Below are 15,293 nucleotides of genomic sequence, written 5' to 3'. Positions count from 1 at the left end.
CCTTGCTGCACCCCTACGCTCTGCCGAGATAGACAATCCACATATCGCTGCGTAAGCTTGGGGTGTCCGTATTTTCCGCAAGTCCGCTGGTTTGATCGTTCAACCCGGAGCATTTTCAATTGGTCTGACAGATTTAACAATGACCGCGCTGAGCCAGAATTACGTCCATCAAAACGCGTCGGACCTGCCGTTCCGACACATGATTCTTGCATTGAGTCTGATGCTATTGGTTTTTTTCGGTACGGATTTTTTCAACATTGTGCTGTGGCAGAATAATCTGGCAAACAAGCTGGAAATCCTGATGCTGCTGCCTGCGATGGCAATTACCGCATTGTATTACCGGCATCTTGTTCGAGGAGCGTTTGCAGCCCCAGAGCTTGCGATCCTTGTAATCTGGGCTCTGGTCTCGACCACATTAAGCAGCCTTCCGGCCTATTCATTCGAGCGATGCGTGCCTTTGGTCGTAACAACCGCTTTCGCTCTTTTTCTGGGTAGCATCATGTCGCTGCGTGGGTTGCTGTTGTTCATGGCATCGTTTTACGCGGTCGTAATGATACTAACCATGGGCGCCATTGCCGCCTTGCCACAAGCCCGCGGAATACCTCCCTGGGGTGATACGTGGAACGGGATTTTTCTTCACAAGAATGGCCTGGGTGCAGCCTGCGTGATGACTTTGTTGACTTCGTTTTATGCGATCGGTCAGGTGAAAGGAAAACTGAAGCTGGTGTTTCAGGTCACATTCTTCCTAGGCCTGCTGTTGCTGGTCGCCTCTGAATCCCGCACATCACAAGTGGTTGCCTTGGTCTCGATGAGTGCGTTGGTTGTCAGTCGAATCGTCCCTCGGTTTGAGGTCATCTGGGCGATCTGCTTTATTGTGTTTTCGGTCCTACTGGTTGGTTTAATCGCCTTTTTACTTTCCTCACCGTTGGCTGATCCGCTGTTTGCCCTGATAGGCCGCAAACCAACCCTGTCCGAGAGAATCCCTATATGGGAACTCACCTGGCCCTACGTTATGGACCGATTCTGGCTTGGTTGGGGCTATGGCGTGTTCTGGCACCCTGACTCCAGTCATCTCGCATTGTTTGCCAACAGGGCCAATCTGGGTTTTGCACCATTTTATTCCCATAACGGGTTGATCGAAACCTGGCTGAATACCGGCTTTCTGGGTGTTGTCCTGCTGGGCACCGCCATCGTGCGTTTTTTTATTTCTGCGTTTTATTCCATGCGGTTCGTCGAACACCGCGCCAGTCTTGTCTGCGCGCTGGCGCTGATGGTCACCTACATGCTGGCGAATATTACCGAAAGCACCTTACTAGGCCGTCTTGAGGCTAACTGGATGTTCTTTGTTGCCTACGTCACCAAAATGAACCTTGTGGCAAGGGCGATCAGAGACGATGGCAAGTTCCGGAATTCAACCGCCGCACGTGATGGCGGTACAGCCAAAACACTTGGTCCGGCACTCACCAATCGACCTGTGAATAGCTAAAATCAAAAATTTCTGCGTTTTCTGCGCCTGCCGTGACCACAAAGATTGACAGCAGCCGCCTGCGTAGTGTCGAATTTGAATGTTCCTACTTTTAATAGTTTTTGCAGTAATCAGTTCCGTTGGGAGGCACCATTGAAAACAGCCATATTTGCAGGTGGTAAGGGCTCTCGCCTGATCGAAGAGACCCGGGTCCGCCCCAAGCCTTTGGTTGAGATCGCCAACCGGCCGATCCTTTGGCATATCATGCAGCACTATTCGACCTACGGACATCACGAGTTTGTCCTGGCGCTTGGGTATATGGGTGATCTGATCAAGCGCTACATCTCAGAACTGTGCCAGTATCAGGGAAACCTGCGTATTGATTTCGATCAGCGCGAGCTGTTCGGCGAACCCGACTATGCCAACGGTGGGCCCGAGCCTGAGACGCCGCCCTGGACCGTGGATCTTATCGATACCGGCATGGACACTATGACGGGCGGGCGTCTGGCCCGGCTGCAACCTTACCTTGGCAATGAGACCTTCATGCTGACCTATGGCGATGGGGTTTCGAACGTCGACCTGGATGCGCTTATCGCCTTTCACAGGTCACATGGAAAACTCGCCACCATCACCATGGTGCGTCCGCTGACCACCTTTGGCCACCTTCAGGTGCGCGAGGATGGGTTAGTCGAAGGTTTCATGGAGAAACCTGAAACCGCGGCCGATTGGATCAATGGCGGCTTTTTCGTACTGGAACCCGGCGTTTTTGCCGCCGTCGCCAGCGTAAATGGCGATGAGATTATGTGGGAAGAAGGCCCCCTACCCAAACTGATGGAGATGGGTGAGTTGATGGCCTATCGCCATCCGGGATTCTGGTATTGCATGGATCACCTGGCGGACAAACGCCGACTTGAGGAGATGTGGAAAAATGGCAACCGTCCGTGGGCAACATGGGAACATTCAAAAAGTTCTGTTAACGGGTCATCTCGGCTACGTGGGGACGGTGACCGCCCCGGTATTGGCCGAGGCGGGAATCCAGGTGACTGGGTGCGATATAAATCTCTTTGACCGCGCGGACTTTGCCCCAGGCGGCTCTGTTCCGAACATCCCCAACCTGGGTAAAGACATTCGTGATCTGACGGTCGAAGACCTGAAAGGGTTTGACGCGGTCGTACATCTGGCGGCCCTTTCAAACGACCCCCTCGGCCAATTGCGGCCGGGTCTGACGCAACAGATAAACCACGAAGGCACGATTCACGTGGCAAAGCAGGCCAAGGCGGCGGGGGTGTCCCGGTTCGTCTTTGCCTCATCCTGCTCCAACTACGGTCGCGCGGGTGAGGGTTTCGTTGACGAAGAAGGCAAGTTAAACCCACAGACGGATTACGGCGTCTCAAAGGTTCTGGCCGAGCGCGACCTGAAACCGCTGGCCGATGATAGTTTCACACCCACTTTCCTGCGCTTTGCCACCGCATATGGCATCAGTCCCCGGATGCGGTTTGACATCGTGCTGAACAATCTGATCGCGCACGCCTATACCTCGGGGCGTATCCTCATGATGTCGGATGGCACGCCATGGCGACCGATCATCCATGTCGAGGATATGGCCCGCGCCTTTCTTGCCACGTTGGAAGCCGACCCAAAGGCCATTTCGGGTGAGGCCTTTAATGTCTGCCGGACCGAGAACAACTATCAGATTCGTGACCTGGCCGAGATTGTCGCCAAGACGGTGCCCGGTGCACATATAGACTACGCGGCGGACGCAGGACCAGACAACCGGTCATACCGTGTCAGCTCGGCCAAAATCGAAAAGTCCATTCCGGGGTTCAAGCCAAAATGGGACGCAGTCCGGGGCGCGCAGCAAATTTATGACGCGGTCAAAGCCTGTGACCTCAAGGTCGAGGATTTTGAGGGCCGCAAATACAAACGCCTTGCCCAGCTTGAAGCTCTGCTTCAGGAAAACCAACTAGACAAGGATTTCCGCCGGACCGAGCCTATCGTCTGACGGGGTTTAAAACGGGGCGCTTAAACCAGCGCCCCGATCTTTTCCAGCACGGTGCGGGCGCCGCGCTCACCTGATTTGAAGGCCTCGTCCGTCCACTGATATCCCCATTCCCCAAAGCGGCCAACATAATGGATACCGGCCTGATCCAGCCAGTCATGGACAATCGGCAACGCCTCTTCCCGGTCGAGGTCAAAGATGATGTTCGCATGGGTGATCAGGCGGGCATCGGTGTGCAGGATTTTCTCATCTTGCTCGATCAGACCAATCTTCACCAAATCGTCGATCACAGGTTGAATCAGGTCATCCGGTGACACATCCAGCGGGCGGTATTTGTGAGAATAATAGCATTCCGCCTGAATTGATCCGCAGCCCGGTGGACAGGTTTTTGTCGACATTTTGTGCGGAAAGCTGAGACGGGTAAAGACGATGTCCTCGTCATAGATATAGGTCCATGTGGCCGGAGTGAAATCATCCCGCGCGAGGCCGATATTCACCGTGATACAGGTGGTGCAGGCCAGCTTCGCCGCTGCCTTGCGCACATGATCCGGCGCGCCTTTGACCATCGGGATCAGGTCAGGCAGCGGGATCGAAGAAATCAGGTGGTCATAAGTCTCGGTCACACCGTTTTCGAATTGCACGGTGCGCGCTTCGGGGTCGATGGCGACAACTTTGTGATCCAGATGAAGATCGGTCTTTTCCATGAATGGCTTGAGGTACGAGATAAACCCGCCCTCGGTCGGATAGCGGAAATCCGTAATGTAATGTACATCGGGGGTCTCGGCAAAAATTGCGCCGCGGATGACCTCGTCCATCGAAGGCCGGTAAAGCCGGGGACCCATCCAGACGGTGCTCATCTGATCAGCATCGACCGTGTGGTATTTCTTGCCGTAGACTGCCGGAAAATGGGTGGCGAAGGTCTTACCAAAGACCGAGATCAGCCACTCAAGGTAATTTGCAGGCTTTTCCACCACATCCTGTTTCGAGGCCTCGATAAAATCCAAAATGCACTGTGTTTTCAGCTCGTCCGGCAGGTTGTGCAAATTGGCCTGCGCCGGGTGTTTGACCCATGCGCCATGATAATAGTTGTTCACATAGGCTTGGAGTTTTTCGTATTGGCCACCGACGTTTTCGGCGAACAGGTCTTGAATGCGCGGATCCTTCGAAAAGGAGATATGCGGCCCGTCATCGAAGATGAAACCACTATCATGGGTAAAGGTTGCTGTATGACCGCCGGGAAAGGCGTTCTTGTCATACATTCTGCTGGACACGCCGGCACCGTGCAGGTGATGGGCCGCGCCCAATCCGGACATGCCGGAGCCCAGGATAACAATATTTTTGTCACTCATATCAACGTTCTCTCACAATTTCGCGGCGCCACCAGGCGATGGTATCCGCAATTCCGGTTTTCAATGTAAATCTGGGAGTCCATTTCAGTTGGTCGTGCAGCCGGGTGATGTCGGCTTCGACCAACGGTGGATCGCCCGGGCGGGCTTCGCGGGCACCCAGACGGATCAGATCATCGGCCTTGGTCTGACGACCGATCTCATGGATCAGATCGGCCAGTGGGATTGCCGTTCCGCTGCCGATATTGACTGGCCCCTGCAGTTCGCTCAGCAGCAAGGCGACCATAGCGGTAGCAACGTCCTCAACATGCAGAAAATCGCGCTTCTGTTGCCCATGAGTGCAGAGCGCTTCTTGCCCCTGCAGCAGCGAGCGGATGACATCCGCCGCAAGCCGCCGCGGGTTCTCGCCCGGACCATAAAGGAAAAACGGCCGCGCCCATGACCCGGACAGGTCCAGCGCCTTGCACATAGGGCCAAAGGCTGTGAACAGCGCCGCCTTGGCTGCCCCATATTCAGTGGCCGGAGTCAACGGCGTGCTGTCTTCGCGCAGCTTGTCTGTGCCGGACCAATCATACTCCATACACGACCCGCAGAACGTTACACGTTTGCCGCCTGCGCTCGAGAAAGCGAACAAAAGGTCAATTGAATGCTGAATCCAGCGAAAATTCTCTGGCGACTGCTGGTTTCCTGGCCCCATGTACCAGGCCAAGGCCAGCAAGTGGCTGGGCCGGTGCAGATGGATGATTGCACTGACATCCGAGGCGTTTGTCACGTCAAGCTTGACCCAATGCACATCGCCGTAGATTTTGGGGCAAGGGTCGCTCCGGTATGTGGCGATCACGCGGTGCCCTTGGCGGGCAAGCGCTTGGACGGCAGCGCGACCGATGAAGCCGCCGGCCCCCGTGACCATTACCGTTGTTTTATGTTCTGTCGAACGTGTCATGCAAAGTTTGTCTGTCCTTGGATTCGCGGTCGGGAGTCGCGGTGGAGCTTAGCGCTGAATCAGCGGCCACCCCGCGTCTTTTTCAGAAACAATCGTTACAGGTTGCGGCCATTGTATACCAAGAGCCGGATCATCGTAGCGCAACCCATGCTCAACGCCGGGGGTGTAGAATTCGCTGGCTGAGTAATACGCCTGTGCGCCATCCGTCAGCGCCAGATAGCCGTGGGCGAACATTTCGGGCACGTAAAGCGCGCGCCGGTTTTCCACCGACAACTCTGTCCCGAAATGCTGAAGGTAGGTGTCGCTGTCCGGGCGCATGTCTACAATCACGTCGTAGATTGCGCCGTTGATACACCGCATGAACTTGGCCTCGGTCGCCGGGGCCTGCTGGTAATGCAGACCACGCATCGTGCCTTTTTTCTCGTTAGATGAAAGGTTTATCTGCGCGATTGCCGGTTTCAAACCATGCTTTTCAAACTCTTTTGCGCAAAAGGCCCTGGCAAAGAACCCACGATCGTCCGAGATTTCCTGCAAGTCTACCAGATAAGAGCCACGCAAATGCGTTTCTGTGAAAATCATTAAAACCCGCCTCTACTAGACCGCAACCAACTACACACACTGCGCCTTGTTCAAAAAATTCCGGCCCGGCAATGCTGGTCAAAATCAGCCATGCGTTATTTGGCTTTCGAAGGCACGCCGAAAGCTAACCAGACAATAGGTTCATTTTCCATGATTCTCGGTTTTTTCTGCACAAAACTGTGCCTTCGAACGGCGCAACGGACCGCGCTGCGGAAAAACTGTTTAAAATTTGACACTCTGTGTGTGTAATGCGGGCTGGTTTATTGCTGACAAAGGATAAGCACTTGGCGTCTTCAGACCGAAAAGTCCTGATTTTCTCGCAACGCAACCTCAATGACAATGTATCCCGCTGTTCAGGGTTCGAGTTCGAGGACGTCATTTCCGACATTGAAAATACGCAGCTTGTGGCACCCCACCTCAGGACCAGTGGCAAAATTCCATTGAACCCCAAACGGTGGCTGTCGCGGCGCAGCGCTCTGTTTCAGTACTGGCCATCCGGGGTGGAGAAAGCCCCACTGACGCGGAATTATGACCTGTTCTTCTGCAATGCACAAAAGCCTTTGGAGTTGCTGGCGTTGGATGCAATCCCAAATTGGCGTGACCGGTGTGGTCTTGCGGTCTGTGTGCTGGAAGAGGTCTGGAGCAGCGGTCTCGATCAGTATTTGCCGCTGATAAAGTCACTGTCGAAATTCGACCTGATTGCCAGCGCGTTTGCCGAATCCTGCGATGCATTACACCGGATCACCGGGAAACCCGTTATTCACCTGCCCGGAGCCGCCGACATGGTTCGGTTTGCGCCTTATGCTCTGACTGCGGACCGCCCGATTGACATATATTGCATGGGACGCCGCCGCCCCGAACTGCATGACAGGCTTTTGACCACATTGGCAGAGCGGCGCGGTTTCTATCTATATGACTCGGCGACCAAACCGCCGACCACGGCGCAGCACAAAGTTCACCGGGACTTACTGGCAAATCTGATCCAACACTCGAAACTATTCATGGTCGACATCGCCAAGATTGGCCACGACGATCAGAAAAAGGGCAATATTGCCTGGGGGCCCCGACATGTCGAAGGTCTCGCAGGTGGTGCCATTCAAGTTGGGTATGCGCCTGAAACAACGGATTATCTGCGCTATTTCGATTGGCCTGAGTCTGTAATCCGGCTGCCCGAAGACCCTGACAAAGCCTTGGACGCAATCGTTTCGATCCTTGACGACTCGGCTGAACAAGACCGTATGCGCAAGATCAACATGAAACACGCCCTTCTAAAACACGACTGGTTACACAGGTGGTCAGATATCCTGACGCATCTAAACCTGCCGGAAACCCCAAACATGCTTCGGCGGCGGGAAACCCTGTCACGCATGTCGTCTAACTTCGTCGAGACCCCTTAAGGGCGCAGCTTTGTAAAGCACAATGCAACCGGTGTTTCCGGCCTTCTCAGCGGCCGCGCTGCGTGTCCCTTGGGCTTAGCTCTCAAGTCGAATTGGCCGTGAAAAATCAAACAAATTTGATCACAAGTGATCCAAATCCGCTTTGCAGTCGAAAAAAGGCTAAGATCGAAACAGACTGCGACTGGGTTTGTGGCGCGACCGGTTACGCGCTGTATGGCCCGACCAAAGCGCCGGTGTGACCTATTGAACGATAGTTTTGAAATAAGCGATATTGATAAATCGCTCTGGCGTGCGTCCGAAAAATGGCCCGATCGCGTTGCATTCAGCTGCAACGGGCAATCCCTTTCTTGCGTTGAACTGCGCAGGAAAGCCGAGGCCATGGCCGTAACCTTGCGTTCAGCAGGTGTCAAACCCGGTGATCGTGTTGCATTGGCGTTGTTCAAAGGTCTGGAAATGCCCGTCGCCATCCACGCGGTTTGGATAGTTGGGGCAGCGTTCGTGCCGCTCGACCCCACTGCCCCTGTGGCGCGCTTGGTCCGGATCATTTCAGACTGCGCTATTTCGGTTGTGATTGGCGCCCCGCGAAGTGAGGCGTTGATAAAAAAGATTGTCGCCGAAAAGTCCGTTCATGTTGTTGGTTTAGAAATCCCTGGTTGCGACTGCTCGATGCCAGATGAGCAGGCGAACGGTTTTGAGTGTCATGAAAACAGACGGGATGATTTGGCCTATATCATCTTTACATCTGGCTCCACCGGCACGCCAAAAGGCATTTGTCACACATTTGCCTCGGGCAGCGCGTTTGCCCACGCTTGGATAAGGCACTATGGGTTAGGTCCTGACGACGTGTTCTTTAACACCGTACCGCTGCATTTTGATTTCTCTCTGGCCGATTTCTTTACCCCTGCAATGGTGGGCGCATCGACCGAACTTGTCCCAGAGCCAGCGCTGCTGTTCCCCGCAAGCCTTTCAAAACTTTTGGAAGACAGTGGCGGGACGGTTTGGAGCTCGGTTCCCTACACTTTCATGCAGCTTTGCCAGCGCGGCGCGCTTGATAAGCGGGATGTGTCTCGCCTGCGATGGCTGATTTATGGGGGCGAACCGATGCCGCCATCAGCGCTGCCGCTGTTGCGCGATGCTTTTTCTGCAAAAATATCAAATTCGTATGGACCGGCTGAGGTCAATCAGGTTTCGGAATACACCGTTCCTGACACCCACCCCGCCAACGAGCCAATACCGATCGGCCGCACTATGGATCACGCAACGTTTGTGCGCGCAAGCGACGGTGAACTGTTGGTGTCATCCAGTTCCATGATGACCGGGTACTGGAACAAGCCCGAACAGAATGCCCGATCATTTACGACATTGGACGGCAAGCGTTTCTATCGGACAGGGGACAGAGTCGAACAGGATCCATCCGGGCTATGGGTTTTCCTTGGCCGTGAAGATCGCCAGGCCAAGGTGCGGGGTTATCGTGTCGAACTTGATGAGGTTGAGTTGGCAATGAACTCTCATGCATCTGTTGCAGAGGCGGCAGCTGTTGTCTCGTCAGACGGTGCCAAAATTCTGGGGTTTGTCACTTTGCTGGAAAACCAGGAGTTAAGCGCGGCGGATTTGAAGTCATTTCTACAGTCCAAACTTCCTGGCTACATGGTTCCGGACGAAATAGAGTTCAGAACGGCGTTCACCAAAACAAGCACGGGCAAGATCAATCGAAGACAGCTATTGGAGGCTGACAATTGAGCAGCATGAGTGAGCAGGGTATCGCAAATTTTATCTCGGGCACCATTCTGGACGGTCGGCAGGTTACACCGACTGATGAGTTGCTTATGTCAGGGCTTTTGGATTCACTGGCCGTCATGACCCTTGTTGCGCATTTAGAAACGGAATTGCAGGTCGATATACCGGCAGACAAAATCACGTTCGAAAACTTCAGCAGCGTGCAAAATGTTATGAGTTTGTTGAAGACTCTCTGACCCCGCTCAAACAATAGGTGTGTTCCGATGCGACCGATTGGTGAAAAGTGCGAAAACTTCCGCAGCCTCGGTAAAGAGGTTCTGAGCGCTGATGTAGAAGAGCGCGACAAACGTGGCGCCAAAGACGTAGCTGATTGGCGGACCCTTTGGCGTGCGGCTGCCGACGCCGGGGTTCTGGCGTTAACCGTGCCAGAACAGTTCGGCGGCGAGGGTCGATCGTTTCTGGACGCTGTCCAGGCGCTGCACGCGCTCGGCGAAGGGTGTCGGGACAATGGCATGTTGCTTGGCCTGAACGGCCAGCTTTGGGCAATGCAGAAGTCCATTCTGGAGTTTGGCAGCGAGGAACAGAAATCGGCATGGTTGCCGATCCTGATCAACGGTGATGCAATCTGTGCGCATGCTGTGACCGAGACGAACAGCGGCTCAGACGTGACGGGAATTCGCGCGACGGCTCAAAAAACGCAAAACGGGTATGTTCTGAACGGTGAGAAGATTTGGATCGGGATGGCTCCTGCCGCCGACGTGGCCCAGGTTTTTGCACTAACCAACCCGGATCTCGGGGCTTGGGGAATGTCAGCGTTCTTAGTTGATCTGAACCTGCCCGGCATTTCGAGAAGCGCGCCGTACGAAAAGACTGGTCATCGAACCGTACCCACCGGGAAACTGACATTTGAAAACGTCGAAATTCCCCAAACCTCCCTTTTGGGGTCGGAAGGGTCCGGGCATGCTATCTTCAACCTTTCGATTGCGTGGGAACGAAGTTTCATTTTCTCAAGCCATGTCGGGGCGATGAAACGGCAGTTGGACGAAACGGTGTTGTTCGCCCGTGATCGCGCGCCGAACGGTAAGCCAATCATCAACAATCAAACCGTTTCCAATCGTCTGGCCGATATGCAGGTCCGCTATGAGATCGCCCGTCTGTTGATCGAAAACGCGGCGCGAGAATTGGATGCCGGCATTCAAGACCGCATGACCCCGTCAGTGGCAAAGCTGCAGGTTGCGGAATCTCTATTCCAGAATGCCCTGGACGCACAGCGGATCAGAGGCGCAAGCGGCTACTTGACCGGAGAATGCGAACGGATGGTTCGCGATATGGCAGGCACGATTACGCTGGGCGGAACGTCGGACATTCAACGCCTCCTTATTGCAGCCTACCAAAAAGGATCGGTAAAGGCCTGATAGCTGCGTCAGGTGATGCTGTACGGCTACAGGTCAAGTTTCAATTTGGTCCAAAACGGCCACCAGCCGTCCGACAGCACCGAATCTCGGCAAATATGCGCTGTCCACGAAGCGAGTTTCCGCAACGTAAACCGACCCTCCCTTTTCGAGATTCCGGATCTGATCTATCTGCACTGTATCGGGCATTTTGGTGGGGGCCATAATGAAACTAAGCGTGTGGGAAATAATTTGCATAACCCTGGCAAGCGCAGCCGCATTGGCCGGATTTGCGGGCGCCGCCAACGTTTTGATCTCTGTGCTGTAAGCTGCGCGAGGTGGAAATACTAAAGAGCTGTGCAAGAAATCCGGGTCACTACGCCGCTAATTGTCGTGACAATCTACCCAATAGGATACTATTGCGTCTGCGGATTTGCCTGACCAAATTCTGATGCAAATATATCTGTCGCTTGGCAGAACGTATCCAGCCTCTTCAACGCCCACCAAAGCTCAGGCAAGACCACCTGTCCCACCAGTTTCCCAACCTAGACCAAAGCCGCATCTACCGCAGGGCTTTGGTCATGAGAAAATCTTCGCCAAAATTCTCTCGCGTTCGTTCCGAAAGCGACCTCGCTGCGAAAGAAGGTAAACAACGACTGTAATAGGTTTTGTTTACATCCAAAAAGTGGTGAGCCGTGCAGGATTCGAACCTGCGACCCACTGATTAAAAGTCAGTTGCTCTACCAACTGAGCTAACGGCCCACTCTTTGTTCGATCTTTCGATCTTGAGCGCTCACTAAGACAGTTTCCCAAATGGGTTCAAGCCCTAAATCTGCGCATCGTTCTGCCGTTTCACAGCGTGTTTCCGGCGTCCCGATAGGCGGCCTAATTAGGCAGGTGGCGCGGGGGGGTCAACCCCTTTTTTCAGGAATCTTCACCGCAGGGTGGATTCCTTTCTGGCGCAAGGTTATATGCGCGCCATGCAAGGAATATTCACCTCTGGTTTGCCCTTCATGAAAATGCACGGGCTGGGCAACGACTTTGTTGTTGTGGATGCGCGCGCGCAAACGGTTGAGATTACGCCCGCTATCGCTCAGGCGGTCGGGCACCGGCATTTTGGTGTTGGCTTCGATCAGCTTGCCCTTATCGAAAACGGCTCTGCGGATGCGCATTTGGTGTTTTTCAATGCAGACGGTTCCTCCTCGGCCGCTTGTGGGAATGCGACCCGCTGTATCGCCCGCTTCCTGATGGAGGAAACTGGCAGGTCCGAACTAACCCTGACCACTGAGCGCGGCACGCTTCATGCGCGCGGTGCGGGAGATGGTCTGACCTCGGTCAACATGGGGCAGCCGCAAGTGGCCTGGCAGGACATTCCGCTGGCTGAAGAGACCGACACGCTGGAACTGCCGATCGAGGGCACACCAACTGCCACTGGGATGGGCAACCCCCACTGCACTTTCTTTGTGGAAGACGCCGAGGCGATCCCCCTGGCTGAGTTTGGGTCGCGGTATGAGCATCACCCGCTTTACCCCGAACGTACTAATGTTCAGGTGGCGCAGATCATCGGGCCGGATCACATCCGCATGCGCGTATGGGAACGTGGCGTCGGGATCACGCTGGCCTCTGGGTCATCGTCCTGCGCGACGGCAGTTGCTGCCGCTCGGCGTGGTCTGACCGGGCGCAAGGTACAGATTGATCTGGATGGCGGCACCATCTGGGTCGACTGGCGCGACGATGGCGTTTGGATGACCGGGCCCACCTGTCATGTCTTCTCGGGTACGCTGACACCCGAGTTTCTGAGGACGCTGGGATGAGTGCCCCGAAATTCACCACTCTGGGCTGCCGTCTGAACGCCTATGAAACTGAGGCGATGAAAGAGCTGTCGCAGCAAGCGGGTCTGTCCAACGCGGTTGTGGTGAACACCTGCGCAGTAACCGCCGAGGCCGTGCGGAAAGCCCGGCAAGAAATCCGCAAACTGCGCCGCGAAAACCCCGATGCCCGGCTGATCGTGACCGGCTGTGCCGCACAGACCGAGCCTGAGACGTTTTCAGCGATGACAGAGGTCGACGCTGTCATCGGCAATACCGAAAAGATGCAGCCTGACACCTGGAAAGGTATGGCTGCGGATTTCATTGGCGAGACTGAGGCCGTGCAGGTCGATGACATCATGTCGGTCACTGAAACTGCCGGTCATCTGATTGACGGGTTTGGAACGCGGTCCCGGGCCTATGTGCAGGTCCAGAATGGATGTGATCACCGCTGCACCTTCTGTATCATCCCTTATGGCCGTGGCAACTCGCGCAGCGTCCCTGCGGGCGTGGTGGTGGACCAAATCAAACGATTGGTGGACAAGGGATACAACGAGGTCGTGCTGACCGGTGTGGACCTGACCTCATGGGGTGCGGACCTGCCCGCACAGCCCAAGCTGGGCGATCTGGTAATGCGTATCCTCAAACTGGTTCCCGACCTGCCGCGCCTGCGGATCAGCTCGATCGACTCGATCGAGGTGGATGAGAACCTGATGCAGGCCATAGCAACCGAGCCGCGTCTGATGCCGCATCTGCACCTGTCACTGCAGCACGGCGACGACCTGATCCTGAAACGGATGAAACGCCGCCATTTGCGTGACGACGCCATCCGTTTCACCGAAGAGACGCGCAATCTGCGCCCTGAGATGACCTTCGGCGCCGACATCATCGCCGGTTTCCCGACCGAGTCTGAAGCGCATTTCGAGAATTCGTTAAAGCTGGTTTCTGAATGCGATTTAACCTGGCTGCACGTCTTTCCCTATTCCAAACGCGAAGGCACTCCGGCCGCCCGCATCCCGCAGCAGATCAACGGCAAGACTATCAAGGGTCGGGCAGCCCGCCTGCGCGCCGCCGGTGAGGCGCAGGTTACCAAACACCTGACCGCTCAGATTGGGAAAACCCATCACATCCTGATGGAGAACCCGCATATGGGCCGGACAGAGCAATTTACCGAAGTGGTATTTGCATCGCCTCAGCACGAGGGGCAAATCGTGACGGCAAAAGTGCTGGGCTCAAACAAAACGCAGTTGATTGCCTGAGGCAGCCTTATTCAGCCATGGCGGCGGCGACCGCAGCGGTATCGTAGAATTCATCATACTCGCAGATCAGACCATCGTGGAACCTGCATATAATCACGATGGGCGTTTCCATCGTCTTACGGGTGCCTCTATGCCTCCAGGCGCAGACACCGATGCCAACGACGCGGTCATCCTGTGCGATGGTGTCTTTTAGCGTCCAGTGCTGCATCTCGAATGTGGTTGTCAGCTCTGCAAGGTATTCCAGCATCTGGGTCTGGCCATCGCGTGCGCGGCTGAAATCCAGTCGGTTTTGCCCCTGACCCAAGGAGCGCAATCTCAGATCCGTGGTTGTGTATTTTTCCCACATCCTGATATCCGACGCCTTGCAGTCATTCCATTCTGTGAAGGCTTTCCGCATCGTTTCAACATTGCTTTGCGTGCTCATGATCAATCCTCCCAATGAATACAACTGAAATGCACCGACCCCAAAATAAGAAGGGACCGGACGAGTATAGCACCGGGAAACGGGCAAACAAAAAAGCCCGGTGCTGTGCACCGGGCCAATTAGGATTTATCGAGCTTCTCGATCAGCTGATCTTTTTGCCTTTATGCGGTGCCCACAGGCGCTTGTTCACCAGATACAGAAGCACCGACAGCACCGACAGGAAGATCACGCCGACAAAGCCTGAATACTTGCGCTCCATCATCTTTGGCTCGGCTGTCCACATCAGGAAAGCAGCGATATCCTCGGACATGGCTTCAACGGTTGCCGGATGACCATCAGCAAATTCCACCTGATCTTCGACCAGCGGCGGCGCCATCGAAATCCATCCACCGGGGAAGGCTGTGTTTTCGTACAGGATAGTGCCCGCCTCTTCCTTTTCCTCGCCGGTATAGCCATCCAGCAATGAGGCGATGTATTCCGGGCCACCCATGCCTTTGAGCAGCTGGTTTATGCCCAGACCGTAAGGGCCATGGAAACCAGCGCGAGCCTTGGCCATCAAACTTAGGTCAGGCGCGCCCAAGGCATCGTTTGCCGGGAAATGATCCGTCGGGATCGCCGGGCGGAAATCGTCCAGCTCAGGATCGAACACTTCGAAATTGTCCGCCGAGTAGGCGATCACTTCTTCTTCCGAATAGCCCAACGCTTCCAAATCGCGGAGCGGAACGTATCTCAGGCCGTGGCAGGCTGCGCAAACCTCGGTATAGACCTGAAGGCCACGCTGCAACTGGTTCTGATCCCAGGTGCCGAACGGTCCTTCGAACGAGAAATCGAAATCCTCGACATGGGTGTCTTCGGCCCCTGCCGCGAAAGACGCAGCAGGAGTAAAGGCCAGAGCAAACGCGGCGCCGATTGCAAGTTTCTTGAACATGTTTCCGGTCCCTCTTG

Annotated in this window: 14 protein-coding genes and 1 tRNA gene; 9 read left to right on the top strand and 6 right to left on the bottom strand. The window is 55.0% G+C overall.

Going from position 1 to position 15,293, the window contains the following annotated elements; genetic code table 11:
- Positions 1–139: 139 nt before the first annotated feature.
- The 3 genes from ACXAET_RS13625 to ACXAET_RS13615 all read left to right on the top strand — a co-directional run bounded on the left by ACXAET_RS13625 (position 140) and on the right by ACXAET_RS13615 (position 3,467).
- On the top strand, positions 140–1,486 hold the full coding sequence (locus ACXAET_RS13625) for an O-antigen ligase family protein (RefSeq protein ID WP_475185941.1): 1,347 nt from the start codon (positions 140–142) through the stop codon (positions 1,484–1,486).
- Between the two features lie 132 nt (positions 1,487–1,618).
- Complete coding sequence (locus ACXAET_RS13620) at positions 1,619–2,533, top strand: sugar phosphate nucleotidyltransferase (protein WP_475185937.1); 915 nt, start codon at positions 1,619–1,621, stop codon at positions 2,531–2,533.
- Positions 2,460–3,467: an NAD-dependent epimerase/dehydratase family protein gene (locus ACXAET_RS13615; RefSeq protein WP_475187225.1), complete on the top strand. Its 1,008-nt coding sequence runs from the start codon at positions 2,460–2,462 to the stop codon at positions 3,465–3,467. Before ACXAET_RS13620 ends, ACXAET_RS13615 begins: the two co-directional genes overlap by 74 nt.
- 20 nt (positions 3,468–3,487) lie before the next feature.
- On the opposite strand, the gene ACXAET_RS13610 is transcribed toward ACXAET_RS13615, so the two are convergent.
- The 3 genes from ACXAET_RS13610 to rfbC are packed head-to-tail and all read right to left on the bottom strand — an operon-like array spanning position 3,488 to position 6,332.
- Positions 3,488–4,813 carry a protoporphyrinogen/coproporphyrinogen oxidase gene (locus ACXAET_RS13610; RefSeq protein ID WP_475185934.1) on the bottom strand — a complete coding sequence of 442 codons (1,326 nt, stop codon included), beginning with the start codon at positions 4,811–4,813 and terminating at the stop codon, positions 3,488–3,490.
- Position 4,814: 1 nt separating this feature from the next.
- Positions 4,815–5,753 carry an NAD-dependent epimerase/dehydratase family protein gene (locus tag ACXAET_RS13605; RefSeq protein ID WP_475185929.1) on the bottom strand — a complete coding sequence of 313 codons (939 nt, stop codon included), beginning with the start codon at positions 5,751–5,753 and terminating at the stop codon, positions 4,815–4,817.
- A 48-nt stretch (positions 5,754–5,801) separates the two neighbouring features.
- Positions 5,802–6,332: a dTDP-4-dehydrorhamnose 3,5-epimerase gene (gene rfbC, locus ACXAET_RS13600; RefSeq protein WP_475185925.1), complete on the bottom strand. Its 531-nt coding sequence runs from the start codon at positions 6,330–6,332 to the stop codon at positions 5,802–5,804.
- Positions 6,333–6,616: 284 nt separating this feature from the next.
- On the opposite strand from rfbC, the gene ACXAET_RS13595 reads away from it, so the two are divergent.
- The 4 genes from ACXAET_RS13595 (at position 6,617) to ACXAET_RS13580 (ending at position 10,881) form a co-directional block, all read left to right on the top strand.
- Positions 6,617–7,729, top strand: coding sequence for a glycosyltransferase family protein (locus ACXAET_RS13595; protein ID WP_475185921.1), 1,113 nt, complete (start codon positions 6,617–6,619; stop codon positions 7,727–7,729).
- Between the two features lie 213 nt (positions 7,730–7,942).
- On the top strand, positions 7,943–9,469 hold the full coding sequence (locus ACXAET_RS13590) for an amino acid adenylation domain-containing protein (protein ID WP_475185918.1): 1,527 nt from the start codon (positions 7,943–7,945) through the stop codon (positions 9,467–9,469).
- A 5-nt stretch (positions 9,470–9,474) separates the two neighbouring features.
- Complete coding sequence (locus tag ACXAET_RS13585) at positions 9,475–9,702, top strand: phosphopantetheine-binding protein (RefSeq protein ID WP_475187223.1); 228 nt, start codon at positions 9,475–9,477, stop codon at positions 9,700–9,702.
- Between the two features lie 27 nt (positions 9,703–9,729).
- Positions 9,730–10,881, top strand: a complete 1,152-nt coding sequence (locus ACXAET_RS13580; protein WP_475185916.1) for an acyl-CoA dehydrogenase family protein — start codon at positions 9,730–9,732, stop codon at positions 10,879–10,881.
- Between the two features lie 662 nt (positions 10,882–11,543).
- Here ACXAET_RS13580 and ACXAET_RS13575 read toward each other — a convergent pair.
- Positions 11,544–11,619, bottom strand: a tRNA-Lys gene (locus ACXAET_RS13575).
- A 209-nt stretch (positions 11,620–11,828) separates the two neighbouring features.
- Between ACXAET_RS13575 and dapF the strand changes: the two genes are divergently transcribed.
- Positions 11,829–12,671: a diaminopimelate epimerase gene (dapF, locus tag ACXAET_RS13570; RefSeq protein WP_475185913.1), complete on the top strand. Its 843-nt coding sequence runs from the start codon at positions 11,829–11,831 to the stop codon at positions 12,669–12,671.
- Positions 12,668–13,924 carry a tRNA (N(6)-L-threonylcarbamoyladenosine(37)-C(2))-methylthiotransferase MtaB gene (gene mtaB / locus ACXAET_RS13565; RefSeq protein ID WP_475185910.1) on the top strand — a complete coding sequence of 419 codons (1,257 nt, stop codon included), beginning with the start codon at positions 12,668–12,670 and terminating at the stop codon, positions 13,922–13,924. The genes dapF and mtaB overlap by 4 nt, the downstream gene beginning before the upstream one ends.
- Before the next feature lie 7 nt (positions 13,925–13,931).
- Here the strand turns inward: mtaB and ACXAET_RS13560 are convergent, their stop codons facing one another.
- Together ACXAET_RS13560 and ACXAET_RS13555 are read right to left on the bottom strand one after the other, a co-directional pair.
- On the bottom strand, positions 13,932–14,348 hold the full coding sequence (locus ACXAET_RS13560; RefSeq protein WP_475185907.1) for a nuclear transport factor 2 family protein: 417 nt from the start codon (positions 14,346–14,348) through the stop codon (positions 13,932–13,934).
- Positions 14,349–14,490: 142 nt separating this feature from the next.
- On the bottom strand, positions 14,491–15,276 hold the full coding sequence (locus ACXAET_RS13555; RefSeq protein WP_475185903.1) for a cytochrome c1: 786 nt from the start codon (positions 15,274–15,276) through the stop codon (positions 14,491–14,493).
- Positions 15,277–15,293: the final 17 nt, after the last annotated feature.

The sequence above is a fragment of the Ruegeria sp. AWH4_226 genome (assembly GCF_056159225.1).
Note: the sequence above shows the minus strand (reverse complement) of the source record. Positions and strands in the feature narration are given on the sequence as shown.